This window comes from Bradyrhizobium erythrophlei, from assembly GCF_900142985.1.
In the GTDB taxonomy this organism is placed as follows: domain Bacteria; phylum Pseudomonadota; class Alphaproteobacteria; order Rhizobiales; family Xanthobacteraceae; genus Bradyrhizobium; species Bradyrhizobium erythrophlei_B.
The window spans coordinates 4,178,573-4,203,528 of record NZ_LT670849.1 but is presented as its reverse complement, the minus strand read 5'-3'; the positions used below and the strand labels follow the sequence as shown (position 1 = coordinate 4,203,528).

The window sequence follows — 24,956 nt, the reverse complement described above, 5'->3', positions numbered from 1 at the left end:
GAAACCGCGAGCGGAACCTTCGTTCGCTCAATTCCAGAACGTCACGATCAACCCGCCGCCGACGATCAGCGCGCCGCCGACCAGAATTGGCATGTCCGGCAGCGTCCGAAACATGATCAGATTGACCACCTGCCACACGATGAAAAGCGTCGCGATGTAAAATCCGGCGACGCGGTTGAATTCGATCGGCGCAAGGTTCAGCGACACGCCATAACCGAAAAGAAGAATCGCTCCGGCGAGAAACAGCCCGCCGCGCGGCAGCCAGGCGGTCTGACCGAGACCGATTCGCACGATCGCGTCGCCGAAGGTTTCCAGCGACGTCGCCAGGATCAAAAACAGGAAGATTCTGATGTCCATATCACTCTCTCAACGGGTTACCTTCCGTTGTGAGTACAGATGCACGACGCGTCTGCATAGAGGACTTCAGACTTACTCGCTATTTCGCCTCGGTCGCGGCAACCACCTCGGGCGCGGGCGCTTCGCCCAGCGCGCATTGGCGCCAGTCGGGCACAGTGCAGTTCGCAGGCCAGTTGCCACCGAGTGCCATGAACAGAGCCGCCGTATCCGAGATGCGATTGGCCTCGGTCTGCACCCGCACCACGGCCGCGGTCAGGTAGGTTTGCTGCGCGTTCAGCACGGCAAGCTGATTGACCTGGCCTTCGCTGAGTTGCTTCTCGACGATGTCGAGGCTGGCCTTGGCGGCATCTTCCGCGCGCCGCGCCGCGCGCATGGCCCTGGCGTCGGACTGCAACGCGCGCAGTGCATCGGCGACGTTCTGGAAGGCCGTGATGACGGCGGCGCGATATTGCGCTTCGGCCTGCTCGAGCGCGGCCTCGGCCGCCTTCTGCTTGTGATAGAGCGTGAGCCCGTCGAAGATCGGCGCGGTGGCAGCGGCGCCGAGCGTGAAGAAGCCGGTGCCCGGCGCAAAGGTCTGCGGCCAGTTGAACGCGGCCGAGCCGCCATTGGCCGAGAGCGTGATGTTGGGCAGGCGCGCTGCGATTGCGACGCCAATTTGTGCTGCGGCCGAATGCATATTGGCTTCCGCCGCGCGCACGTCGGGCCGTTGATTGACGAGCTTGCCCGGCACGCTGACCGGCAGATTGGTCGGCAGCTTCAGGTGCGCGAGATCGAATTTCTGCCGGACCTCGTCGGCGGCATATTGGCCGGCGAGCGACGTGAGGAGGTCGCGCTGCTGCGCGAGCTGCTTTTCAAGCGGCGGCAGCAATTCCTCGGCCTGTGCCAGCGCCGCATCCTGCGCCAGCACGTCGGCCAGCGCCGCCTGGCCCAGGTTTTGCTGCCGCTTCAGGATATCGAGCAGGCGCTTTTCGATCGCGATGATGCGCTGGGTCGCCGCGATCTGTCCGCGCAACGAAGCCTCTTGTATAGCCGCCGTGACCACGTTGCTGGTCAGCGTCAGGAAGGCGGCCTCGAGCTGGAACAGTTGCTGCTCGGCGGTGGCGTCGAGACCTTCGACCGCGCGGACATTGCCGCCCCAGATATCAGGTACGAACGATACCGTGAGCTGGTTCGTCACCAGCGAGAATTCGTATTGCGGCGTCCCGTTCGGAACTCCGGGGACCTGCTGCGGATTGGCCACCAGGTTTTGCTGGGTCGTCGAGTTACCGGTGATTTGCGGGAAGTACAGGCCGCGCTGCGCGAGCGCGTTGTAGCGCGCGATCTTGATCGCGGCTTCCGCGGCTTGCAGGTTCGGATTGTGGTTGACCGATTCGCGCACCAGTTCGTTCAGCGGTTCGGACTTGAAGGCCGCCCACCAGCGCGTCGAAACGTCGGCGCCGTTGAGGAAACGCTGCCCGGGCACTGGAGCCGTTTCCTTTCCGGAAACGGAAGCCGTCTCTTTTCCCGGATCCGCCGAGGCGAGATTGCCTTTGACATAGCCGGTGACATCGGGCGCGGCGGCCGGCTGGAAATTCGGCCCAACCGCGCAGCCGGACATCGCCAACGACATTGCGGCGATCGCGACGGCACTGGTCGCGGATCGGAGTCTGTTGCTGACGCCGCTAGCCATCGGGATTGCCTTCGGTGACTACGACCGGATCACCCGCGACCACAGCGTTCTCGGCGTCTCGCGAGAGGAAGATCTTTCGAAGCGCCGGCGCAACGATCAACAAAAGCAGCGGCCCGATGAACATACCACCCACGACGACGGTAGCCAACGGACGTTGCACCTGGCTGCCGATGCCGTGGGAAATCGCGGCGGGGAACAGACCGACGCCGGCCGAGAGCGCCGTCATCAGCATCGGCCGCATCCGTTGTTCGGCGCCGTGAAATACCGCTTCCGCAATCCCCATGCCCTGCGCACGCAGTTCGCGGAAATAGGTGATGTTGAGAATGCCGTCCATCACGGCGACGCCGAACAGCGAGATGAAGCCGATCGCCGCCGAGACCGAGAAATCGAGCCCGGCGAAATAAAGCGCGATCAGGCCGCCACCGATCGCAAAGGGAATGCCGGCGACCGACAACAGGCTGTCGCGCAGCGAATTGAACAGCCCGTACAACAACACGAGGATCAGAAGCAGCGTGATCGGCACCACGATCATCAACCGCTGCTTGGCGGCCTGGAGGCTGTCGAACTCGCCGGCCCAGACGAGCTGATAGCCGTTGGGAAGCTTGATGGCCTTGCCGACCCGCTCCTGCGCTTCGGCCACCGTGCTGCCGAGGTCGCGGCCGCGCACAGAGAACTTGATCGGAATGTAGCGCTGGCTGCGCTCGCGATAGATAAAGGAGGCGCCGGTGTCGAGCGTGATGTTGGCCAACTCGCTGAGGGGAACGTAAGCGTTGGTACCCGAAGGCGTCGAATAGGCCACTTTAAGATTGCGGACGGCGTCGATGCTGGAGCGATATCTGGCGTCCAGCCTGACGGCGAGAGCGAATTGCCGGTCGCCTTCCAGCACGGTGGTTGCCGTGGTGCCGCCGAGCGCGGCCTGAACCACCGTGTTGACGTCGCCGGTGTTCAGCCCGTAGCGGGCGGCCTTTTCGCGGTCGACCTTGATGTTGAGATTGGGCTGGCCCAGGAGATGGAAGATTCCGAGGTCGGCAACGCCGCGGATCCTGGCCATCTCGTCCATCACCTGGGTCGCGAGACCTTCGAGGACCTCGAGATTGGGACCGATGACCTTGACGGAGTTGGCGCCCTTCACGCCTGACAGCGCTTCCTCGACATTGTCCTGGATATATTGCGAGAAGTTGAAACCGATGCCGGGCAATTCGTCGGCAAATTCCTTTTGCAGCTCTTCTGTCAGCTTTTCCTTGGTCAGATTCGGCGGCCACTCGTCGAACGGCTTGAGCGGCGCGAACAACTCGACATTCGAGAACGGCGAGGCATCGCTGCCATTGTCGGGACGGCCGTGCTGCGAGACCACGGTGACGACTTCCGGGTGCCGCAACAGGATCTCCCGCATCTTGCCGGTGACGGCCGTGCCGGAATCGAGCGACATCGTCGACGGCATCGCGGCGCGGATCCAGAAATTGCCCTCTTCCAGAGCCGGCAGGAACTCGCTTCCCAGGCGAGAGGCCGCAAGCACGCTCAATGCCAGAAAGACAATACCGATCGTCACTGAAACCGCGAGATTCGACAGCGCCCAGCGCAGCACCGGCGTGTAGCTCCTGCGCAGCATCCGCACGATGACGGTCTCGGTCTCCTCGATATGCTTGGGCAACAGCAGCGAGGCCAGCACCGGCGTCACCGTAAAGGTGGCGAGCAGCGCGCCCGCGAGCGCGTAGCCATAGGTTCGCGCCATCGGGCCGAAGATCTGGCCCTCGACGCCCTGCATCGTGAACAGCGGCACGAAGGCGGTGACGGTGATGGCCGCGGTGAAGAACACGGCCTTGTCGACTTGCAGCGCGCTGACAAAGATCATGCGTAGCCGCTCGGTCCACTTGGGCGAGCCGGAAACCTGGTTGTGCGCGGAGGTGGGATCCGTCCCCCAATAGCCTTCCGACAGATGCTGGAGCAACGTCTGCCGGCTCTCCGGCGAGGACTGAAAATTCCGGTAGATGTTTTCCATCATGATCACGGCGGAATCGACGATGATGCCGAAGTCGACCGCGCCGAGCGACAACAGGTTGGCGTCCTCGCCTTGCAGGACGAGGATGATGATGGCGAAGAACAGCGCGAACGGAATGTTGGCGCTGACGATGATGGCGCTGCGCAGGTCGCCGAGAAACACCCACTGGATAATGAAAACCAGCAGGCAACCGAAAATCAGGTTGTGCAGCACCGTGTGTGTGGTGATCCCGACCAGCGAACTGCGATCGTAATAGGGAACGATCTTGACGCCCGGCGGCAGACTGCCGTCGCTGTTGAGCCTTTGAACTTCGGCCTGCACTTTCGGGATGATGTCGTTGGTGTGCTGGGTCCGCCCCATCACCACGATCGCGGTGGCGACGTCGTCGTCATGGTCCCGGCCGCCGATGCCAAGCCGCGGCACGAAGCCGACGGAGACGGTCGCGACATGCTTGACCTGGATCGGCAGGCCGTTCACCTGCGCCAGCACCACGTTCTCGATGTCCTGGACCTTGTAGCCCTTGGTGACGTCGTCGGCACCGCCCGAGTCGACGAGGCCAACGCCGCGGATGTTCACCGATTGCTGCCCGATCGTGATCTCGCGCCCGCCGACATTGATGTTGGCATTGCCGAGCGCGGCGACGAGCTGGGGAATGGTGATGTTGTAGGCTTCCAGCTTCTGCAGGTCGGCATCGACGTTGAACTGCTTGGTGGTGCCGCCCCAGGCATTGATCTGCACCACGCCCGGAATGGTCAGGAAGCGGCGGGCCACGACGTAGTCCTGGAGCGTGCGCAGGTTGGTCAGGCCGAAATGCGGGGGGCCGACGAGCTGGTAGCGATAGATCTCGCCGACGAGGCTCGATTGCTGGATTTGCGGAACCTGGTTGCCCGGCAGGTTGACGTTCTGCTGGAGGCTGACGGAAGCCTGCGTCAGCGCAAAGTAGAAATCGGTGCCGTATCTGAAGGTGACGCGGACGAACGACAGGCCGTAGAACGAGGTCGAGCGGATGTTGACGACGCCCGGCGTCGGGTAGAGGCCGACTTCCATCGGGATCGTGTAGTACTTTTCCATTTCTTCGGCGGAGAGACCGGCCGCCTGCGCCGTGATTTCCAGGATCACCGGCGCCGGATTTGGATAGGCCTCGATGTTCAGCTTCGAAAACGCCACGAGCCCCGCGGCGCAAAAGACCACGACACCCAGCACGATGATCGCGCTGCGCGTCAGGCCAAATTCGAGCAGGGACTTGATCAACTGGTACCGCCGTCCTTAGCCGATTTAACCGGCATCGCCCAACAAGAGCTTGTTGCTCAGGAACACCGCACCGTCCGTGACAACCGTCTCATCAGGCATCAGTCCCGTCAAAATCTGCGTCCAGCCATCCTGCTGCATTCCGGTCTTGACGGTGCGCTTGACGAAATGGCGGCTGTCCTTGGTGGCCCACACCGACATCGTGCCGTCGCCTTCCCGCACCACGCCTTCGGCCGGCACCGCCAGCGAACGAACGGGATCGCCGACGTGGATGACGAAGCTTGCAAACATTCCCGAGCGCAGCAGATGTTCGGGGTCGTCGATTTCGGAGCGCACCAGTTGCCGGTGGGTGTTGGGATCGATCATCGCGCCGAGCGCGGTGACGCGGCCGGTGAAGACCTTGTCAGGATAGGCGGGCACCGTGACCTGGACCTGTTGGCCGAGCTTGTAGGCCGGCGCGTCGGTCTCGATGACATTGGCCAGCATCCACATGGTCGAGAGATCGGCGACGGTGAAGGGCGCCGGCGCAGCACCGGGCTGGGTCAGGAATCCCGGCGCCGCGTTGCGCGCGACCACGCGGCCCCCGATCGGGCTCGGAACCACCAGCGTGGAATCGACCCTGCGGTCATTGAGGATCTGCTCGATCTCCGCGTCGCTCTTGCCGAAGATTCGCACCGCATCCTTGGCGGCCTTGAAGTTGCCTTCGGCGGTCTGCTGGTCGGAAGTCGACTGGTCGACGTCCTTTTGCGCGCTGCCGCCCGACTTCATGAGGTTGGTGAGGCGCGCCAGCGTCTTCTTCTGCAATTCGAGCACGCCGGCCGCGGCCAGCAGGGTCGATTCGGCCTGAAGCAGATCGGGGCTGTCGATCGTGAACAGCACTTCGCCGGCCTTCACTTCTTCGCCGATGTTGTAGAAGGCCTTGAGGATTTTGCCCTGGTATTGCGAAAAAACCTGAACGAGAAGATTCTCGTTGAAGTCGATGGTGCCGACGGCGGTTTTGAGAAGCGCGAAATCGCGCGACGGCACCGGTCCAATCTTGATGGATGCCGCCTGCTTCGCGGTCAGGTCGACGGATTGCTCATCTGAGGCGGCGGGCTTGACGGGTTCGATCGCAGCAACGCGTTCCTTGCTGCCGGATTGACCGTCGGCGAGCCCGATGAAACCCCTGCCCCAAAACAGCACGACGCCGCCCGCCACAATTACGGCGAGCCAGATCGCCCGGGATTTCGACAGCCTTCCGAAAGCACTCACTCCAATGTCCCCAAAATCGCCGTCCACTTGTCATGCTGCGTTACAGCATCGCGCTTACACCGTCCTTACGGATCAGCTGCGCCGCCTCGTCTGTTTTAGGACAAAGCCCCCCGGAAAGGCAGCCGATACGCCGAAAAACCCTCAGATTTGCTCAGATATTCTGCACCTGTTGCTGATTCGGGCACTGGCAAAAGCGGCTGTTTTCGAAGCCCACCTTCATCAAGATCCGTGCCACCGCCGGTGGCAATTTCGGCGATTCCGTCAGGCTGACCCGCACCCGTCTCACATGACCGTGACACAGGCAATTCCAGCTAGTGGAGTGGATTTGACATTCGCAACCCGCCTAGCCGCAAATTTGGAAGCGAATATCAAATCTCAAACTCCACTAGAAACCTATATTTGCTAGTGTCCTTTGATTCTAACATTCGCAAAGGTGCCCGCTGAGAAGGGATGCGAATGTTAGAATCGGACCACTAGCCGCGCCACATCGGAGATTTCGGACCTCCGTGATAGCGCATCGGCGCAGGCCGGCCCGGAGGGGGTACAGAACCGGGCGTGCCTGTTGCACCATTAGACTGCCGCGTCAGGGGGGCCGTCGGACGGTGCAAGGGTTGCGCCTCGCCAGCGCACTCCCCGCCGATGAAGCAAACTGCCAACGCGGCAAACCATGCGACGCTACTGATTCGCAACCGACCGGTGCGGATATGGTTCAAGCCGAGCCCACCCTGTGGTCCGATTCTAACATTTGCCGGCCGGCATCACCGACACCGGCCGGCAAGCAGAGCTCAATATTTGGCAACGACCGGACCGTCCCAGTGGAATTTGTAATTGACGCCGACACGCACCATTTGCACGGTCTGCTTTACGTTGAGAGTTTCACCGATCAGACCCGGCGCCGGCGTGAAGTGCTGGCCCGAGGTATCTTCGATCCACATGTAATTGTATTCGGCGAACGCCGACCAGTTGGGCAAGAACATCCACTCAAAGCCGAGGCCAGCCGTCATCCCGGGCAAGGTGAATTTGGCGGATTCTAACAATGCGCCGCCCGGCTGAAGCACCTGGTTCTTGTCTTGCATCCAGGCCATGCCGACTTTGACGTAGCCGAGGAACGATGGCGTGTAGAGATATCCCATGCGACCGGTCGCCGTGTAGACGGCCTGGAGGTTGTTGGTCTCCGAGAAGGTCGGGATGTCCGTCAGCGCGTGCGAGCCTTTGACGCCGCCGAAGTCGAACGTGCCCTGGATGCCAAACACCAGATTGGTGGTCTGGAAATCGCAGCCCGCCTGTCCGCCACCCATAAAGCCCTTGTCGTCTTCGCGGCCGTAATCCGCAAACGACGGACCGATACCGTCCTGCGCGAACCTTGAGGTGTCCATGCGAGACCAAGCGCCGCCGACGTCGCCGCCGATATAACAGCCGGTCCAGTTGTAACCCGCTCCAGCCAACGGCTTTGCCTTGAGCGGCATGTCTGCGGCCTGCGCAACGCCGGTGGCGCCCAGCACCATCAACAAGCCCGTCAGCGCCAGCTTTACGTTTCGAACCATCTTAAGCCCCCAATGTCATCTTTATTCACGCTGTCCGCTCGTCAGTACTTGGCGACCACGGGACCACCGAACTTGAAGTCGATGCCAACCGTCACGACGGAGTAGGTGCTGGCGACGCTGTAAGGCAGCTGTCCATTCGGCGTGAGCGGATTGCCCGCCCGGCTGTAGCTGCCGAAGTCATAGTAGCGGTATTCCAGCTTGCCGAGGATGTTGTTGGTGATCGCATAGGCGATGCCGCCACCGGCCGCGAGACCGTTGCGGTGATTCGTGAACTGGTCGACCGCAAATCCTGGCGCGGTGCTGGTGTGCTGGATGTCACCGAACGCCCAGCCGCCGGTGAAGAACAATAGCAAGCGGTCGATGGCAATGCCGCCTCGCGCGCGAAGCGAGCCGCCCCAACGAAGATTGCTCTGATCGACGACGCCGAGCGCCTGGCTGGCGTCGCCACCCTTGATGCCCGACCAGAACCCGTCGGCCTCGATGCCGGTCAGATAGCTGCCGCTCTGCCAGTTGTAACCAACCTCGCCGCCGCCGATGCCGCCCGTCGAATCGTAGTTGACCGTGAAATTGGCATTGCCGGCAGGACCGTTGGCGTTGTTGTAGTTGTGGTTGCCAAAGCCACCACCACCGTACCCGCCGATATAGACGCCCGTCCAGTCGTAGACCGATTGGATCGCCTGTGGCGCCTTGGCGTAAGGCAGGTCGGCGCCAAGCGCCGGTGACATCGCGCCCAACACACCGAGCGAGACGGAGGTGAGAAGAATTCGTTTCATTGTTAGCCCCTGTCGAATTGGTTTCAGTGAAAGGTGTGACGGCCCCGGCCGTCACACGGCTTCCCACCTCAGAAGTGAATGATGATGTCGGCCGAACCGATGAGGGCGTAGTTGCGGGTGGCCGGGATGCCCATGTTGGAGTTGCCGTTGAACGCGAACGCGTCGAGCGACTTGTAGTAGGTGAACTCCGGCCGGATCTCGATCTGCGGCGAGAACCAGTGCTGCCAACCGATGCCGGTCTCGACGTAGCGCGTCTTGGTGCCGGTTCGCTGCCCCTCTCTGTCGTCGAAGAACTCAGCTCGATAAGAGATGTTGTCGAGCGCCGTCGCCCTGTAGTTCAGGTACATCGTGGTGGCGTTCCAGTCCGCGTTGCAGGTCAGCCCAGCCGGGCTTTTGCAAAGCGCTCCGCCTGGCGCGTTGAAGGGGATGTTCTGAGGTGAGAACGGCGTGCCGCCCATCGCAAGAATGTTCAGGGCGGTGGCGTTGTTGAGGTTTATCACGCCGCTCTGATGGCCATTGTAGGCCTCGAACGAGATGTGCCACTGGTCGTTGAACTTGTGATAGTAGGTCAACCCGTACCATTGCAGGTTGTTGTAACCCCAGACGCCGTTGTTTATCCCGTCCGCGACCACATTGATGTTGTCGCGCCCGTCGTCGCTGGTCCAGCGAACGCCAAGTGTGAAGCTTGGCTTCGCTCCCGGATCCTTCAGGTAGGTCGAATTCGGATACAGCGGGTTCGGGAACGGATTTGGAAGGGTAGCGCCGACATGCCACGGCATTGCTTCGGTGCCTGCCACGATGCCCGTCTGGAGAATCCAGTTCTTGTTCAGCGCGGTCGTGACCTCGATTCCGGTGTTGGTGTAGTTGTCGAACGTATACGTCATCGAGTGCGTATACATGTAGTTGTTCGGCGCGAGCTGGGCCTCGATGTCCGGGATCGAGATGAAGCGCCCGAACCGGATCAGCATGCCATCGGCAACCCACGGCACGAACACTTCGCCATAGGCCATCGGCAGGTCATAACCGTAGTTCTTGTTCTGGTTCAGGAGCTGATAGCTCCACAGTCCGTACGCCGTCGTGTAGCGATAGTTCTCGCCGTAAATCGGCGCGATACGGAAGCCCCAGTCGATGTGGTCCTTCTGCACGGTGTCGGGCAGACGTTCGATGTAAACCACCGCCTGATCGAGCTGCACGGTGTTGGGATTGTAGAGGTAGGCCGCCGGTGCGTTGCCGCCCCGAACCGTATTGGTCGAAAGGTTGCCGCCGGCGTTGAGCCAGCCATAAACCTGAATGTGGTTTTCGTTCATCCAGCTTCCGACGCCGGTGTTGCCGAGCGCGTTCATCAGCGGACTGTCAACCGAGCTTGGTCGCGTCACGCCGAGGTTGGTGGTTCCGCCATAGGGCCATTCGGTAAACGGCATCGGCGGCGTGGTCTGCGGAGTTGCCGGCCATTCGGCGCGTCGCGACGGCGGCGCCTTCGGATCGGCGGGCGCCGAATCGTGGCCCCACTCAAGCCGGTAGTAGTTGAAGAACCGCTCCCAGAACGTCGTGCCGAGATAGGTGTCGAGACAGGCGTAGTTCTTGTAGGGATCGACATCGCCCCTGCACGCCGGCGTTTTCGTCGGTAGAGACGCATCCGCTGCGTAAGCGCCGCCCATCAAACCCATGGCGGCCAATGACGCGCCCGCCAGAAGAAGTCTTTTCATGATCTTGCCCCAAGCTGTCGGTCTTAAGGTCACCCCCAGGCGTCCTTGCGAGACCGTTCATACTTGCGGCAATCTTTCGTCGCGGGAACAAGGAAATCGATACGGATTGCTGCACCGTTTCATAAAGAAAAAATATATGAATTTGCGATTTCGGCTGATTTTGCTCAGCAATTTGCCAATTGCTTTCGACGCTGCCGCGATAGGCGGCAAGATTCGGAGGAATCCGCGCCGAATCTCACATATTCAGCAATTGTTTTTAATAGTTTTTTGAACGCTGTTGCCTTTCCGCCATAGCTTGCGGTCGCAAAGTCATCATTCGATATCTTTTATCTATGTAATGCGCCCGACTTCTATATCGAACCTATATGGGACCCGTCGTTATGCTGCGTCGCGTTGAGAACAGCCCATTCGCTGATCATGAGGCGAGGCAATGGTCGTCAAGGCAGAGCGCGCGAACGGCAGGAGCCGCGTATTGGACGCGGGCGAGAGCGACAATGTCGATTTCAGCTTTCTGCCGAAAGGCCTGGTCTCGCAGTGCCAGGTGCTGATCGAGAGTTTCCACGACCTCCATGGCTATTCGTGCCTGCCCGACATTCTGTGGAAGGCGGGGCTTGGGCCATTCATCGAGGCGCATGCGCCGCTTCGCCAGGTGCTGCGAAAGGCCTCGACGACCCGAAGCGCCAAGAAATCAAACGCGGGCTTTGTGAGAATCGCAAGCACGATCCTGTCGCTTGAGATTCTGACGAGCCGTTTTGCCGGCTGGAGCAGCATTTACCCGCGGGAAGCCACCAAGTCGCGGGAAATCCTCAAGGCCGGTGCGCGCGGCCCGCAAAACCCGTTGATCGAATTCTACCTGTATCCGCCGAAATATCTGAATTCGGCTGCGATCGCGGCGCTCGCGCCGCCGCCGAATACCCACGATGCCGAGCTTTACGGCCTTCCGGCTGATGGAACCGGCCATAGCGGAGCGATCGGCCAGCTCGAGGCGATGTAGGCATCGCCGACGCCGCTTTCGAAAATATATTACTTTTATATCTCTTCGAGAGACAAACGGCATAGATTTTATACGCCGACTTGAAGAATGCTGCAGTGCCGGGTGTTGACGACATCGAAGCATCGATTGATTTGAAGCGAATGAGGAGATTTGCAGGTCGTATCTAATTCCGTTCGTTCGACCTCGCGTCCTTCTTTCACAATCACTCGCTGCCGGTGCACGATTTTTGTTGCGGTCTTTTCGAGCCCGGCCGTTGCGCCGGGTCTTGGAACCGAAGCGATGATCGGCCGATGTCCTCCGTTTAGAGGCACGTTCTTTTGCCGATAATAACCAGGCTCGCCAAACCCGGACTTTCCGGCGGCAAGGATCGAGACATCACGCCCGCGCCGGTCAGCAAGGCGGCGCGCCACGATTTTTTGCAAACGAACGTCGTCCCTTTGCTGTTGTCGCTTGTCGGCGTCACGCTGGTCACGGCGTTGCTGTTGCTGTTGAAGGAAACCGTCGCGGCAAGCCTCGTCCCGATCGCCTATCTCGTCCCCGTCATCATTGCCGCCACCCGATGGGGAATCTGGCCGGCGACGCTCGCTTGCATCGTCAGCATGGCGCAAGCCGACTTTTTCTTCTTCCCTCCCATCTACAGCTTTCAGGTCGAGGACCCGCAGGAAGCCATCGACCTCCTGCTGTTTTTCGTGGTGGCGCTCGTCGCGAGCAATCTCGCCTCGCGTCTGCGCCAGGAGACCGAGACGCTGCGACAGCGCGAGCGGGACATTCACAACCTCTATGATTTCTCGCGGCGCCTGGCGGCCTGCTTTACCGTTTCGGAACTGGTCTCCGCGATCGAGAACTACCTCTCGCAGACGCTCGGCCAGCCGGCGGTCTACTTCGCCGCCAAAGGCGACGGGCAGCTTGAGCCGCCGAGGTCCGGCTCCGTGCCGGCGGCGGTGAAGGAAAGCGCGGCCTCGGCCATTTCGACAGCCGAACCGGTTCGCTCCGTGACCGACCCGGCGACCCAAAACGTCTGGCTCTTGCACATGGTGCGTTCGGAAACCGCGATCGTCGGACTCGTTGCGGTCAATATCGGCGCGGGCACGGCAGAAGCGCTGGAGAGCGGCACCCGCCGCGCAGCGTCGATCCTCGAAGAAGTGTCGCTGACCTTGCAGCGGATCGATATCGAAAAAGCGATGGAGGATGCGAGGCTTCGCCTGCAAGCCCAGCTGCTGCGGGATGCGTTTCACGGCACGCTGTCGCATGAACTGCGAACACCGCTTGCGGCGATCCGAGGCTCGGCCAGCGTGCTCGATTCGATTCCGCTGATACAGAAAGACGAGCGCGCCCACTTGCTGGTGGAAGCCATATCCGACGAGGTCGCCGAGCTCGACAGTTTCATCCAGAACCTTCTCAATGCCACCCGCGCTACCGCGGGCGGCATCTCGCCAAATCTCGAATGGACCGATCCGCGCGACATCGTCAACGCCGCGATCAAGGCGCGCGCGCGCCGGCTCGTCGCCCACAAGGTCGAAACTGAATTCGACGACGACCTGCCGCTGGTCCATGTCGATTCTGGCCTGCTGGAAGAATCCTGCGGCCAGCTGCTGGAAAATGCCGCCAAGTATTCCCCGTCCGGCTCGACGATCGTGGTCAGGGTCAGACGCCGGCACGACGACGTCGTGTTGTCGATTTCCGACCAGGGCGTCGGCATCACCGCCGATGAACGGCCGCAGCTCGGCAGCCGGTCGTTCCGGAGCCAGCGCCATCAGGCGACGATCCCGGGATCCGGCCTCGGCTTCTGGATCGCATCCATCTTCGTCGACGCCAATGGCGGCACCATCGATATTACGAGCCCCGGCCAAGGGCTGGGCGCCACCGCATCCATCACCCTGCCCGGCTCGACCATGAAGCAATCCGAAATGACGGCCGCATCCAATGAATAGACCTGCAAACAATGTGCTCCTGATCGAGGACGAGTCGAAGATAAGGCGCTTCCTCCGCGCCGGCTTCGAATTGCAGGGCTACTCGGTGATCGAGGCGGAAAACGCAACCGACGGCCTGAAGTCCGCGACCTTCAGCGCGCCGGACCTCATCATCCTCGACCTGAACCTGCCTGATCTTCACGGCGCCGAGGTGCTCGAGCGGATCCGCTCCTGGTCGAACGTTCCGGTTATCATTCTGTCGATCATCGCAAGCGAAGACGAGAAGGTCCGGCTGCTCCAGGCCGGCGCAGACGACTACGTGGTCAAGCCGTTCGGCATGGCGGAGCTGCTTGCGCGCAGCGAAGCCGCACTTCGCCGCTACTTCAAGAGCGCCACGGAAAATCCGGTCGTCGTGGCGGGACCGCTGTCGGTCGATCTCGTCACGCGAACGGTGTCATTGAACAATCAACCGGTGCGCCTGACGCGGAAGGAGTATCGCCTGCTCCACATCCTGGCGACCCATGTCGGGCTTGTGGTAACGCATGATCAGCTTTTGAAGGACATCTGGAGCGGCAATCAGCGCGATAACATCCAGTACCTGCGTATCCTGGTTCGCAAGCTGCGCCAGAAAATCGAAAGCGATCCCAACCGGCCGCGCCTCCTGGTGACGGAATCCGGCGTCGGCTACCGGCTCCAGTCCCGCTTCGAGGACATGGCGGCCGACTAGTGCCCACTTCAAATAGGCGGCACGAGCGCCGCCATGTCGTTGGCATGAGATATATAAAAATAATATATTTTTGAAGCCGGAATGCTTATCGTGCGCCCGGAAAACGGGGGCGTGGGGGCGTTGCACTTTCTGGTCGAGCACTTTTCCTTTCTTGGCTTTGACGGCCAGTACTGGATGCTCATCGTGCTTGCGATCGCCGCCGGTTTTGTTCTCGTCGCGCTCGGCACCCACCGCCGGAATTGATTCAGCCGTTCAATTCACACGCCCGATCCGCGTTACCTGTTCGCGGCTGGGCGGGTAGCGAATGTCAAATCCACTCTACCAGCTTGATTTTATCAGATCCCGCACGCAATCTGGTTGGCGATCCTCACCGGACCAGGCAAACGGAAGCGACCATGAAACCCGTGACCACTTCAGCGATCATGCTGGCTTGCGCGATGCTGGCAGGCGGGGCGGCGCAGGCCCAGGAAGCGCCGGGTCCGTTGCAGCCTTGCACCGCGCGTGTGGTTTATTCCGAACAATTGCCGTACGCGCCGATCGACACCTGGCTCGTCAAGGTCACGCTCGAGATCACGCCGCGACACGGCGCTCCCTATGTCACGACGTTGCAGGACCGGATGCCGTGGCAGGGCCCGCCGCCGCGGCGCGGCCAGGTGTTTCGTTTGTGGTGCGATCCGGCCCATCCGAGCTACCTGCAATTGGCTTCCGGGGCGAAGTCCGTTTTCTGATCGAGACAGCTTTCTGATCGAGGCCACCTTCTGATCAAGGCGATCGGTTTCGCTCGCGCGTACCACGCACGTCGCGCCGCCTATGGATAATATATTTCTTTGGCCGCGAACCAGCCTCGTTTTCCAATGAGCTTCTCGCCAGATTCGAGCGCGTTCGCCGGAGGCGGTGAACCGCTTTGCCGTCAAAATCTTGCATCTGGCCCGAGCCTTGCAGGCAAACCCGCGAGCCATCTGTCACGAATTTCACTTTGGAAACTCCGATCATGCCGCCGTTTGTCGCAAGCCGTGTCCGCAAACTCTCGTCCGCGTCGAAGTCGGCGGAGGTAATTGCGCGCTTTGGCCTGCGCATGGCCGCGATCGTTGCATTCGCCGTGGTTGGCGGCATCGGCTTCGAACGCGGCTTGACCCTGATGCTGTGGATGTCTGCGATCCTGGCCACGGTCGTCGCCATGTTCGATCGCGAGGAACTCGGGGATACGACGCTCAATCACTGGGACGAGGCAAGCGCCTATGCGGCGCTGTGCTGCCTTGCCGGCGCGTTCGCACCGGCTTCCTAATTGGGCTGAGGCGCCTCGCGCGGGCTTTATACTTCTTTTATGAGATCGCGGGTTCACCGCCCTCGAATTCATACTCGCCGCCGAAGATATTGGCGGCATGAGTTCAGCCTTATCCCGGCTTGCCGACAGGCTTCGTGACGCCGACAGTGTCACCCCCGAACTTTTCTCGGAGGTCGTTCGCGACGCATGCTGGCGCCTGCCATCCGTCAGGCGGACCAGGGACTTTGAGCACTTCCAGCAGTTCGTTCAGTCCGGCGCCTGGACCGACGCAGCGCTGGCCTTGCTCGCGCTGGAAACGCCGCAATGGCGCCTTCGCCGGATCATCCATGACGCCGGCGAATGGCATTGCACGCTGTCGCAGCGGCGCGAACTTCCCGACTGGCTCGATCAACCGGCCGAAGCCCGTCACAGCGACCTCTGCCTTGCGATCCTGAGCGCGATCGTCGACGTAAAACGTGAGAGCGCGCCGGACGTCGAAGGTAACGTGGCGCGTCCTTCCCGCGCGGATGAACCGCTCGACGTGCCGCTTTGCTGCGACAACTTCATGTAAGAGGCCGCCCGCGTGGCTCAGCAGCCCGACACGAATTTGACGCGCGAGGTGCAGACGATCCGCGTCGTCATTCGCTTCTGGCTGCGGATGATCATTCTTCTCGTCTTCGCGGCCTTCGGCAGCATCAGGTTCGACCAAACCTTGATGCTATTGCTTGTGATGTCCACGATCCTGAGTACCGTCCTGGCCATCTTCAAGCGTGAGGAGCCGTTCGGACGGGCTTTCAATCACTGGGATGAAGCGATCGCTTACGCCGCGCTGGGCTGCCTGTTGATCGCATTCAGCGTTCACCTCCCGCGTTGAAACTCCAGCCTTAACCTTATGCGGCCCTTATGAGATCGCAGGCCCGCGTCCATCGAATTCATATCCCTTCCCGCAGATATTCGCCGGACATGAGTCAAGCCAACGTCCGGCGTCCAGCCTCTGCCTCTCTTTTCCACCAGCAGCAGCGGAACGTTTGAACGACCGGGATCCGGCTTGTCTCGTCATGAAAAGGAATACCAACGTGAAACTCGTCGAGCCTCCCTCGTGCAACTCTGCATCGACCATTACGTTTATCGGCAGGAATAGCCGCGGCAACTGGGTCGCCCAGGAACAGCATGGCCTCTATGGCGGACTGTTCGTCAATCGCGCCCAGGCGTTGAAATTCGCTCTCTTTGAAAACGGACATCATCCCGAAACGATCGTGGAACTGCCGCGCGAGATCGAGCTTGATATCAGCGGCAGGAACCTGACGGCCTGAAGGCGCTCTCGTGATGTGCCGGCCATCGTTCAGGAGAACACCATGGTTCAGCTTCATTCCGCGTCTGATCAAGTGCAGGTCCTCGACACGATGATCGGGCTTACGGGCCTGTCGCTCCTGCAGCGCGCCATCGTCGCCGGCAGCGGCGCCATGGAACTCCATCTGGGGCTGAAACGCCGCGGCTTCATGCGCGTGACTCCGATTTCGTCGAGCTGGCTGCCGCGGCGGCAGCATGCGATCGGCCTGCTGGCCGATCGCGGCTCACCGGCCATCGAAAAGGCGCTGGGCGACATATCGCCGTTTCTCTGCACCAACGCGACCGTCGCCGTCCTCATCGATTCCGACAATTCCAGTCTCGGGGTACGGGCCAAGCTTCAGCAAATGGGTTTTCGGATCGAGGCCGGCGTGCGGTGCCACCAGGGACTTGTGCTCTCCGCCTGCCGTCATGGATTTGGCCGGATCGAGCGTGCGGCGTAACGCGCAATGACACCATTGGCGAACCGCGTGGCAAACCTGATGGATTGGCTCACGGGCATCATCCCGGATATTCCGACGCCATTCGATGAAACCGGAGCGGTCGATCTGGGCGCGTTCGCCAGGCTCTGCGAACGGCAGATGCGGGCCGGCGTTTCGGCGATCGTCGTCGGAGAGACATCAGGCGAATTCAACACTTTGAGCTGGGATGAGCGCGAGACCATTATTCGCGCGGCGACTGAAGTGGCCGGCGGACAGGCCCGCGTGATCGCAGGCGCAGGATCGAACTCGACCGGCCAGGCCGCCGCATGGGCGAGGCGCGCCGAAGCTGCCGGCGCCGATGCGCTGCTGTCGGTCGTGCCCTACTACAACAAGCCGATGCAGGCTGGCATCGAAGCGCATTTTCGCACGATCGCCGATGCGACAGCGTTGCCGATCATCCTGCATGATGATCCTTCGCGAACCATCCGCGGCCTGTCCGACGACACTCTTGCGACGCTTTCGCAATCGCCGCAGTTCATCGGAGTGAAGGATTCGACGGGCGATCTATCCCGTCCAGCGCGCCTGCGATCGAGAGTGCCGGCGCTGTTCCGCCTGCTGTCGGGAAACGATCCGACCGCGCTTGCTTTTCTTTGCAGCGGCGGCGACGGGTGCATTTCGATCCTGTCGAACGTCGCGCCTTCCGCATGCCGGGATATGCTTTCAAGCTACGAACAAGGCCGGATGCCGGCCGCCCGGCAATGGCAGCAACGGCTTTCGCGGCTGGCGGAATGCCTCGCAGCCGAAAATCCGGCCGCGGTCAAATATGTGCTGAGCTTGCTCGGCCTGATGCGTCCCGACACCCGCCTGCCCCTGGTCGGACTATCGGATCAGGCGAAAGCCAAGGTGGCGGATGCGATTCTTGAAATCGGGGAGAACGACCTCACGCGGGACGAGAGGAATGTTTCTCGCGCCATTTCGGCCCGGGACCTCGCATATAGTAGCGCTCCGGGCGATATTTCCTGACGTCCCAGAACGGGCCCAGCGCATCCGCCATGTGACGAACGAACGAAGCAAGTCGGGAAACGATGAACGAAAGTCGCCGCATGGATGGCTCCGTGATCTCTGGGTCTGAGCGGAACATGCACGCAACGCGCATAGGAATTCGAGATCGGCAGAGCAACGCTTTCATAGACGGGCAATAAATGCAGGCAGCGCTCCTTGAGAAGTTCACGCCGTCTTTATTTCTTTCTTATGAAATGCCTCGTCCGCCTCTATCGCAATCCTACGGGGATCGGGAGCAGATAATGGTACGAAATTACGCCGACTCATGATCGCGGTTCGCGCTCATGGACGTGCAGGTCACTGGTCGCATCATGATCGCCATGCCGCTCACCTATTCCGGGTTTTCAAAATCGCGGGCTTCGAACCCTGCGAACTCACAAACGTGCTTTCAGCCACTCGATCCAGGCATTCTCGATGCGTCGATCCCGGCATTCTTTATCGGGCGCGACAGCGATGGATTTTGGCTAGCACGCGACGTCAAGGGAGAGATCGGCGGCATCTTCCTCTTCAGGAGCTCAGCACTCGCGTTTGCGCGGAGGGTCTCTGCGCGAGCTTGCTGCGCGACGATATTCCCGTCCGAGCGGTTCGAACTTGACGTCGAAAATCATGGCAATCCGCTGATCGTGCATCTCAAGCGGCCCCTGCGGTTGGCGTTGGCCGGCTGGCGACGAGCGGTTGCGTTGACCCGCGGGATCGTCAGGGCCATTGAGCACCGGGCGAAGGGTATTTGATATTCGTTGGATTGTGGCGTAGCCGCCGGGCACCCATGTCAATGAGCTTCCCTTACGAGCTGGCCATTGCGGCGGCACTTGGCCTTGGGACGACATCATCTTCTCTTCTGGGAGCCGCCATAGGTCTGTACTTTCCTTTCTCAAAGCGCCCCCTTGCGTGCCTGCTAGCCTTTGCCGCCGGCGCCCTGATTTCCGCACTGGCGATCGAGCTCGCATATGAAGGCGCGCTATCGCTACATCAGCAGGGCTTCGATGCACGCTCTGCTTGGATGTTTGTCAGCACGGGTTTTGGGGCCGGCGCAGCCATCTACTACTCGGCGTCGCTGGCTCTGGAGAAGAAGGGCGCCGCCGTTCGCTATGTCACCCAGTTTCGCGAATATGCACTGGCCCGCAAACAGGCGGACGCGCGGGAACGGATCCAACTGCTGGCGAAAAGCGATCTGCTGCGCCACTTGCCGGCCGAGCAGATCGAGCAAATCCTGCCGCGTATTCGTGAGCTGCAACTCAAGGCCGGTGACATTTTGTTCAGGGCAGGAGACGCGGGCGATGCCCTCTACATTGTAGCGCGTGGAACAGTCGAGGTTCTGACCGATACCACAACGGAAAGCAAAACCGCTGCGGGCCCAATCGCAGTGCTCGGCGCGGGTCACACGTTCGGGGAAATGTCCTTGCTGAGCGGCGGTCCGCGCACCGCCACGATCCGCGCCGCCGAAGATTCAGGTCTGCTGAAAATTGGAAGGGAGGACTTCGAGGAACTCGTCGCGGCTGACGGCGAATTGGCCCGCGCAGTAAAGCGCATCAGCCATCAGCGTGCGATCAGCAATCTCAGTGCGGGAGGAACTGATGCGGCCCTGTGGGCCAAAGTCGCGAGCGGAAGTCTGGACCACCTCAACCGGCGCGAGACCGGCAAAATGCTGGTGGAGGCCGCCAGCGGCGCGGGAATGGCGATCGTCTTCGGAAATATTCTCGACACCATTCCGGGCTGCCTCGTCATTGGGGCCAAGTTTACCGCGATCGGAAATCTGTCGCTGACCCTTATGCTGGGAATGTTTCTTGGGGGAATTCCGGAAGCGGCGGCAAGCGCATCGATGTTGACGAAGGCCGGCTATCGTCCTGCGGTGATTTTCGGTCTTTGGTCGACTGTGTTGATTGCAGGCGTAGTGGCCGCGGCGGCAGGAAAAGCCTTCATCGCCGGCAGCGACGCACTACCGGCGATCTTCGCCCAGGCCGTTGCCGGCGGGGCCGTGCTCGCGCTCGTCGCCCACGCGATGATTCCAGTCGCGCTGGAAGAAGGCGGTTCGCTCGTGGTGCTCCCCACGGTCGGCGGATTTCTGTTTGCGCTCTACCTGGCGCTGGCCGAATCGTTCGTCTGACGCGGCGTCGATCTTAGCTCCGCTCCATGCAATCCGAGATGTAGAACCAGCGTTCGTCGCCGGTGAGCCCCTTCCTCTTCACCTCGATCTTGCAAGCCTTCAGCTTGGGCCGGTTCGCCAACCACTTGGCCTTCATCTCTTTCAGCTTTTCCATCGTGAGCTTCATCCGCGAAGGCTTGGCCTCCGTCGTTTGCGCCGATGCGGAAGCAATGCTGCCCGCGACCAAGGACGCCGCAACGAGGCAAGTGGCAATTCGAAGCATGGGAAATCCCCCTGATGAATTCTTTGATTGATTGTTGAGGAGAGAGGCATCGCGAAAACGCTGTCGGCGTTCGCGATGCCAAACCACGATCAGAAGATCTTGGCCGCGCTTTCCAGCGTCTTGTAGACGCCCCAGGCCAGCGGAATACCGACGAACAGCCAGAACAACCCTGCCTTGGTGTCAAGCCCGCCCTTGCCGATACCGAACGAGCCGCTTTGAACCCCACCGGCGCTCTTGCCAGCCTGGGCCTTCGCGACCTCATCGTCGCTCATGTGCCACTTGGGGTCCACAGGCTTGACCAGATAGTTGCAGATCAGGCCCGCCACCAGCATCGCACAAAGGATGTACATGGTGATGTTGTAGACTTGATCGCGCGGCACGCCCGCCTGGAGCTGAAACTCGCGGATATAGTTCACCACCACCGGGCCGATGATGCCGGCCGTCGACCACGCCGTCAGCAAGCGACCGTGAATGGCGCCGACGAACTGCGTACCGAACATATCGGCGAGATAGGCCGGCACGGTCGCGAAGCCGCCGCCATACATCGACAGGATGATGCCGAAGCCGAGCACGAACAGAAGCTTCGAGCCGGTGGCTGCAAAGGTCGGCGCCAGTGCATAGAGCACGATACCGAGGATAAAGAACGTATAGTAGGTGTTCTTGCGGCCGATATAGTCGGAAAACGACGCCCAGAAGAAGCGGCCGCCGATGTTGAACAACGACAACAGCCCTCCGAAACCGGCTGCGATCGTCGCAATCGCCGCCTTCTGTTCGACGCTAAGCGCGTTGAACTTCACGCCGGGCAGACCGATCAGATTGCCGGCGAAAATTTCCTGCAACATTGGAACCGCCTGGCCGATCACGCCGATGCCCGCCGACACGTTCAGACAGAGCACCCACCAGATCAGCCAGAATTGCGGCGTCCTGTGCGCGTTGTCGAGATGAACGTTGTGCTGCGAGATCATCGTCTTGTTTTCGCTTGGCGCCGTCCAGCCATCGGGCTTCCAGCCGTCCGGCACGACGCGGTAGGAGAATGCGCCAATCATCATGAAGACGAAGTAGATGACGCCCATGGTGATAAACGTTTCCCACGCGCCGACCGAGGTCGGCGTCTTGAAGTAGTTCATTAGCTTGTCGGCGAGCGGCAAGCCGATCATCGCGCCGCCGCCGAAACCCATGATGGCCATGCCGGTCGCCATGCCGCGTCGGTCGGGGAACCATTTGACAAGTGTAGAGACCGGGGAGATGTAGCCGAGACCGAGGCCGATGCCGCCGATGACGCCGGAGCCGAGCCACATGATCCAGAGCTGGTGGACGTAAATGCCAAGCGCGCCAAGGAGGAGTCCGCCGCCCCAGCAGCAGGCCGCGACGACACCCGCCTTGCGCGGACCTGCGCGTTCAAGCCAGCCACCCCAGATTGCCGCCGAGACGCCAAGCACGACGAAGAACAGCGTGTACATCCAGCCGAGGCTCGCCACCTTCCAGTCGCAGGTGGTGGTGAAGAGTTCCTGCCACAGCGAAATATCAGGGCACGCTTTCGGCGCGGTCAGGCCGATCGCGCGCGACAGCGGCAGCCAGAACACCGAAAAGCCGTAGGCCATGCCGATGCACAGATGAATGCAGAGCGCTGCCGGCGGCACCATCCAGCGATTGAAGCCGGGCTTTGCGATCGTGTGCGCGCGGTCGAGAATTCCCGTACCATTGCCCTGCACAGTCCCCGTGCTGCTGATCGTCGTCATCCAATCCTCCCCTACAGCCGCCCGTGCCGGGCATGTCTGTGCGTTTAACCGCTATCTATAGCCAAAATTCCCGATGGGTTGCGAAGCTCTGCTTTGTTGCTTTGCACAATTTCCCGCTGCGCCGTCCCCGCCCAGCGCGTGTTCCAAAAGAATTGGGACAGAAGCTCCGCCTTATGTCGATAGGCAAATGGTAGAGTTGGTTATCACCGACCGCCCGCCCGGCGCACAGAGGGGTGCGGTCAATTGTCTCGACCGGCCTAAGCGTTGTCGTCCGCGGCAGCATTGGCTTCTTCAATCGAGCCATTCGCCTTTTCGATCACGAAAATAATCCGTTGTTCCGTTCGTTCGGTGATCTCGACCTGGCCGCCGGTCTTGTGAACGAGGCTCGGAATATCGATCACCGAAAGCGGATCGGTGCAATGAACCTCCAGCAACTGCCCCGGCGCAAGCTTCTTCAACGCTTTCGCCGTCATCAGCGCGGGCAGTGGGCACTTCAGGCCGGTGAGATCGAGCTTCGCCGGGATCATGCGCAACATTTAGGCATCGTTGGCGCGTGCGGCCAACACGTCTTCGAGTGGAAGCGCATATTTGTGCATCATCGCGGCCACCGCCGGAATGTCATCGAGATGGGCCACCGGAAGCGCGGTCTCGATCTCGGCATCCGTCGCGATGCAGGCGATGGCGGGATCATCGGGGAATAACGGCGGCTTGCCGCTGTCCTTTCGATGCACCTCGATCTTGCGATACGGCTCGGACTTGAAACCTTCGACAATCAGAAGGTCTACCAGCGACATCTTCTTGAGCAGTTCCGGCAAGGACGGCTCGGCCGCGCCGCGCAGCTCGTGCATCAAGGCCCAACGGTTGGCTGATGACACCAGCACCTCCTCCGCGCCGGATTGCCGATGGACCCAGGAATCCTTGCCCGGCACGTCGACATCGAATTCGTGATGGGCATGCTTGATCACGGAAACGCGCAGGCCTCGCTCGCGCAGATATGGAATGACGCGCGAAATCAGCGTCGTCTTCCCCGCGCCGCTCCAGCCGGCCACTCCGATCACTTTCATCCATCAACCTCCGCTGCCTACCTTTGGGCCGGCCGTCTGTCCTTAGCTCGGCTGCCGGCGAATGTCATGCTACGTCCCGATAGGATAAAGATCGGCAATGCAACGGCCACGCGCAAGCCGCGGCGGGGGGGCGCCGGATGCGGCCTCCCCGCGTTGACGGCAGTGGCCGAATGTCGAATGAATGCGTACATGATGCCGGCCCGGACTTTGGCCGATGCGCCGCGTGAAGGGAGAATGCGATGGTCAGCGGAAGGATGATGCCAGGTCTGGCTTTCGCCGCGGCGCTTATGGTCGCGGCTCCCGCATCGGCGCAAATCTCCGACAACGTCGTCAAGATCGGCGTGCTCACCGACATGAACGGCCCGGCCTCCACCGCAACCGGCAAGGGCTCGCTCACCGCGGCCCAAATGGCGATCGACGATTTCGGCAAGCTGGTCGCGGGAAAGCCGATCCTGCTCGTATCCGGCGATCACCAGAACAAGCCCGATATCGGCGCGACACTGGCGCGACGCTGGTATGACGTCGAACAGGTGGACCTGATCGTGGACGTGCCGGTCTCGGCGGTCGGGCTCGCCGTACAGAACGTCGCCAACGACAAGCACCGGCTGTTCATGACGCAGTCGACCGGCACCTCGGATTTTCACGGCAAATACTGTTCGCCCTATGCGATCCAGTGGGTGTTCGATACCCGGGCGCTCGCGACCGGCACCGCGCAGGAAGTGGTCAAGCGCGGCGGCGACAGCTGGTTCTTCCTGACCGATGATTTTGCGTTTGGTCATTCGCTGGAAAAGGAGGCATCCGCCGTCATCGCCAGGAACCACGGCAAGGTGCTCGGCTCGGTTCGTTTGCCCTTTGCCACGGCGGACGTCTCGTCCTTTATCCTGCAGGCGCAGGCGTCGAAGGCAAAGATCATCGGGATCGCCGCGGGCCCGCCGAACAACATCAATGAGATTAAATCTGCCGGCGAGTTCGGCATCTTCAAGGGCGGCCAGCAGATGGCCGGGCTGTTGGCGCTGATCACCGACATTCACGCGCTTGGTCTTCCGGCAGCCCAGGGCCTGTTGCTGACGACGTCGTTCTACTGGGACATGGACGACAAGACGCGCGACTGGTCGAGGCGCTATTTCGCCAAAGTGGGCCAGATGCCGACAATGTGGCAGGCCGGCGTCTATTCGGCCGTGACGAACTATCTCAAGGCGATCGAAGCCAGCGGAACCGACGAGCCGCTCGCGGTGACGGCGAAGATGCGCGAAAAACCGATCGAGGATTTCTTCGCCCGCAACGGACGCCTGCGCGAAGATAACCTGATGGTTCACGATCTGATGCTGGTGCAGGTCAAGACGCCGGACGAGTCAAAATACGCGTGGGACTATTATAATGTGCTGACGACGATCTCCGGCGAGGACGCCTTCGGCCCGCCGGATCCCGCGTGTGCGATGGTGAAGAAGTGACGGTACTCATGTCCCGGACGCGTCGCGGCATGCAATGAAGCGACGCAGATCCGGGGCACGATA

Annotated in this window: 26 protein-coding genes; 14 read left to right on the top strand and 12 right to left on the bottom strand. The window is 61.1% G+C overall.

Annotated features, from left to right (window positions below; genetic code table 11):
* Positions 1–27 precede the first annotated feature (27 nt).
* From BUA38_RS19645 to BUA38_RS19615, 7 genes are all read right to left on the bottom strand, one after another.
* Positions 28–357: a hypothetical protein gene (locus tag BUA38_RS19645; protein ID WP_072820348.1), complete on the bottom strand. Its 330-nt coding sequence runs from the start codon at positions 355–357 to the stop codon at positions 28–30.
* A 79-nt stretch (positions 358–436) separates the two neighbouring features.
* Complete coding sequence (locus BUA38_RS19640) at positions 437–2,026, bottom strand: efflux transporter outer membrane subunit (RefSeq protein ID WP_072820346.1); 1,590 nt, start codon at positions 2,024–2,026, stop codon at positions 437–439.
* Entirely contained in the window at positions 2,019–5,276 is a 3,258-nt protein-coding gene (locus BUA38_RS19635) for an efflux RND transporter permease subunit (protein WP_072820344.1), read from the bottom strand. Before BUA38_RS19635 ends, BUA38_RS19640 begins: the two co-directional genes overlap by 8 nt.
* Positions 5,277–5,300: 24 nt before the next feature.
* The gene (locus BUA38_RS19630; RefSeq protein WP_244552996.1) at positions 5,301–6,524 is read right to left on the bottom strand and encodes an efflux RND transporter periplasmic adaptor subunit; all 1,224 of its coding nucleotides are present in this window, start codon (positions 6,522–6,524) and stop codon (positions 5,301–5,303) included.
* Between the two features lie 785 nt (positions 6,525–7,309).
* Positions 7,310–8,068, bottom strand: a complete 759-nt coding sequence (locus BUA38_RS19625; RefSeq protein WP_072820343.1) for an outer membrane protein — start codon at positions 8,066–8,068, stop codon at positions 7,310–7,312.
* 41 nt (positions 8,069–8,109) lie between these two features.
* Positions 8,110–8,841: an outer membrane protein gene (locus BUA38_RS19620; RefSeq protein WP_072820341.1), complete on the bottom strand. Its 732-nt coding sequence runs from the start codon at positions 8,839–8,841 to the stop codon at positions 8,110–8,112.
* Between the two features lie 68 nt (positions 8,842–8,909).
* Positions 8,910–10,547 carry an outer membrane beta-barrel protein gene (locus BUA38_RS19615; RefSeq protein ID WP_072820339.1) on the bottom strand — a complete coding sequence of 546 codons (1,638 nt, stop codon included), beginning with the start codon at positions 10,545–10,547 and terminating at the stop codon, positions 8,910–8,912.
* A gap of 430 nt (positions 10,548–10,977) precedes the next feature.
* Here BUA38_RS19615 and BUA38_RS19610 point away from each other — a divergent pair, with 430 nt between their 5' ends.
* Positions 10,978–11,541, top strand: a complete 564-nt coding sequence (locus BUA38_RS19610) for a hypothetical protein (RefSeq protein WP_072820337.1) — start codon at positions 10,978–10,980, stop codon at positions 11,539–11,541.
* Positions 11,542–11,609: 68 nt separating this feature from the next.
* Here BUA38_RS19610 and BUA38_RS37565 read toward each other — a convergent pair whose 3' ends face one another.
* The gene (locus BUA38_RS37565; RefSeq protein WP_172806052.1) at positions 11,610–11,963 is read right to left on the bottom strand and encodes a hypothetical protein; all 354 of its coding nucleotides are present in this window, start codon (positions 11,961–11,963) and stop codon (positions 11,610–11,612) included.
* On the opposite strand from BUA38_RS37565, the gene BUA38_RS19605 reads away from it, so the two are divergent.
* The 12 genes from BUA38_RS19605 (at position 11,958) to BUA38_RS19555 (ending at position 20,377) form a co-directional block, all read left to right on the top strand.
* Entirely contained in the window at positions 11,958–13,472 is a 1,515-nt protein-coding gene (locus BUA38_RS19605) for a sensor histidine kinase (protein WP_172806051.1), read from the top strand. The two genes, BUA38_RS37565 and BUA38_RS19605, sit on opposite strands and share 6 nt — an antisense overlap.
* The gene (locus tag BUA38_RS19600; protein WP_072820334.1) at positions 13,465–14,178 is read left to right on the top strand and encodes a response regulator; all 714 of its coding nucleotides are present in this window, start codon (positions 13,465–13,467) and stop codon (positions 14,176–14,178) included. The genes BUA38_RS19605 and BUA38_RS19600 overlap by 8 nt, the downstream gene beginning before the upstream one ends.
* A gap of 81 nt (positions 14,179–14,259) precedes the next feature.
* Positions 14,260–14,421 (top strand): hypothetical protein, encoded by a 162-nt coding sequence (locus tag BUA38_RS36800; RefSeq protein ID WP_156898582.1) that lies wholly within the window; start codon positions 14,260–14,262, stop codon positions 14,419–14,421.
* A gap of 152 nt (positions 14,422–14,573) precedes the next feature.
* Positions 14,574–14,906 carry a hypothetical protein gene (locus tag BUA38_RS19595; protein ID WP_072820332.1) on the top strand — a complete coding sequence of 111 codons (333 nt, stop codon included), beginning with the start codon at positions 14,574–14,576 and terminating at the stop codon, positions 14,904–14,906.
* A 263-nt stretch (positions 14,907–15,169) separates the two neighbouring features.
* Positions 15,170–15,463: a hypothetical protein gene (locus BUA38_RS19590; protein ID WP_072820330.1), complete on the top strand. Its 294-nt coding sequence runs from the start codon at positions 15,170–15,172 to the stop codon at positions 15,461–15,463.
* Between the two features lie 97 nt (positions 15,464–15,560).
* Positions 15,561–16,013: a hypothetical protein gene (locus BUA38_RS19585; protein WP_072820327.1), complete on the top strand. Its 453-nt coding sequence runs from the start codon at positions 15,561–15,563 to the stop codon at positions 16,011–16,013.
* A gap of 12 nt (positions 16,014–16,025) precedes the next feature.
* Complete coding sequence (locus tag BUA38_RS19580) at positions 16,026–16,316, top strand: hypothetical protein (RefSeq protein ID WP_072820325.1); 291 nt, start codon at positions 16,026–16,028, stop codon at positions 16,314–16,316.
* A 202-nt stretch (positions 16,317–16,518) separates the two neighbouring features.
* Positions 16,519–16,755: a hypothetical protein gene (locus tag BUA38_RS19575; protein WP_072826252.1), complete on the top strand. Its 237-nt coding sequence runs from the start codon at positions 16,519–16,521 to the stop codon at positions 16,753–16,755.
* Positions 16,756–16,797: 42 nt separating this feature from the next.
* Entirely contained in the window at positions 16,798–17,232 is a 435-nt protein-coding gene (locus BUA38_RS19570) for a hypothetical protein (protein ID WP_072820323.1), read from the top strand.
* A gap of 39 nt (positions 17,233–17,271) precedes the next feature.
* A complete protein-coding gene (gene dapA / locus BUA38_RS19565) occupies positions 17,272–18,234 on the top strand; it encodes a 4-hydroxy-tetrahydrodipicolinate synthase (RefSeq protein ID WP_244552995.1) in 963 nt (320 codons plus the stop codon).
* A 323-nt stretch (positions 18,235–18,557) separates the two neighbouring features.
* Positions 18,558–19,004 carry a hypothetical protein gene (locus BUA38_RS19560; protein ID WP_072820319.1) on the top strand — a complete coding sequence of 149 codons (447 nt, stop codon included), beginning with the start codon at positions 18,558–18,560 and terminating at the stop codon, positions 19,002–19,004.
* Between the two features lie 41 nt (positions 19,005–19,045).
* Positions 19,046–20,377: a cyclic nucleotide-binding domain-containing protein gene (locus BUA38_RS19555; RefSeq protein ID WP_172806050.1), complete on the top strand. Its 1,332-nt coding sequence runs from the start codon at positions 19,046–19,048 to the stop codon at positions 20,375–20,377.
* Between the two features lie 13 nt (positions 20,378–20,390).
* Here BUA38_RS19555 and BUA38_RS19550 read toward each other — a convergent pair whose 3' ends face one another.
* From BUA38_RS19550 to mobB, 4 genes are all read right to left on the bottom strand, one after another.
* Positions 20,391–20,639 carry a hypothetical protein gene (locus tag BUA38_RS19550; protein WP_072820315.1) on the bottom strand — a complete coding sequence of 83 codons (249 nt, stop codon included), beginning with the start codon at positions 20,637–20,639 and terminating at the stop codon, positions 20,391–20,393.
* Between the two features lie 89 nt (positions 20,640–20,728).
* Positions 20,729–22,378 (bottom strand): OFA family MFS transporter, encoded by a 1,650-nt coding sequence (locus BUA38_RS19545; RefSeq protein ID WP_072820313.1) that lies wholly within the window; start codon positions 22,376–22,378, stop codon positions 20,729–20,731.
* A gap of 257 nt (positions 22,379–22,635) precedes the next feature.
* Positions 22,636–22,905, bottom strand: coding sequence for a sulfurtransferase TusA family protein (locus tag BUA38_RS19540; RefSeq protein ID WP_072826251.1), 270 nt, complete (start codon positions 22,903–22,905; stop codon positions 22,636–22,638).
* A 9-nt stretch (positions 22,906–22,914) separates the two neighbouring features.
* The gene (mobB, locus tag BUA38_RS19535) at positions 22,915–23,442 is read right to left on the bottom strand and encodes a molybdopterin-guanine dinucleotide biosynthesis protein B (RefSeq protein ID WP_072820311.1); all 528 of its coding nucleotides are present in this window, start codon (positions 23,440–23,442) and stop codon (positions 22,915–22,917) included.
* Between the two features lie 254 nt (positions 23,443–23,696).
* Here mobB and BUA38_RS19530 point away from each other — a divergent pair, with 254 nt between their 5' ends.
* Positions 23,697–24,893: an ABC transporter substrate-binding protein gene (locus tag BUA38_RS19530; protein ID WP_072826250.1), complete on the top strand. Its 1,197-nt coding sequence runs from the start codon at positions 23,697–23,699 to the stop codon at positions 24,891–24,893.
* Positions 24,894–24,956 lie beyond the last annotated feature (63 nt).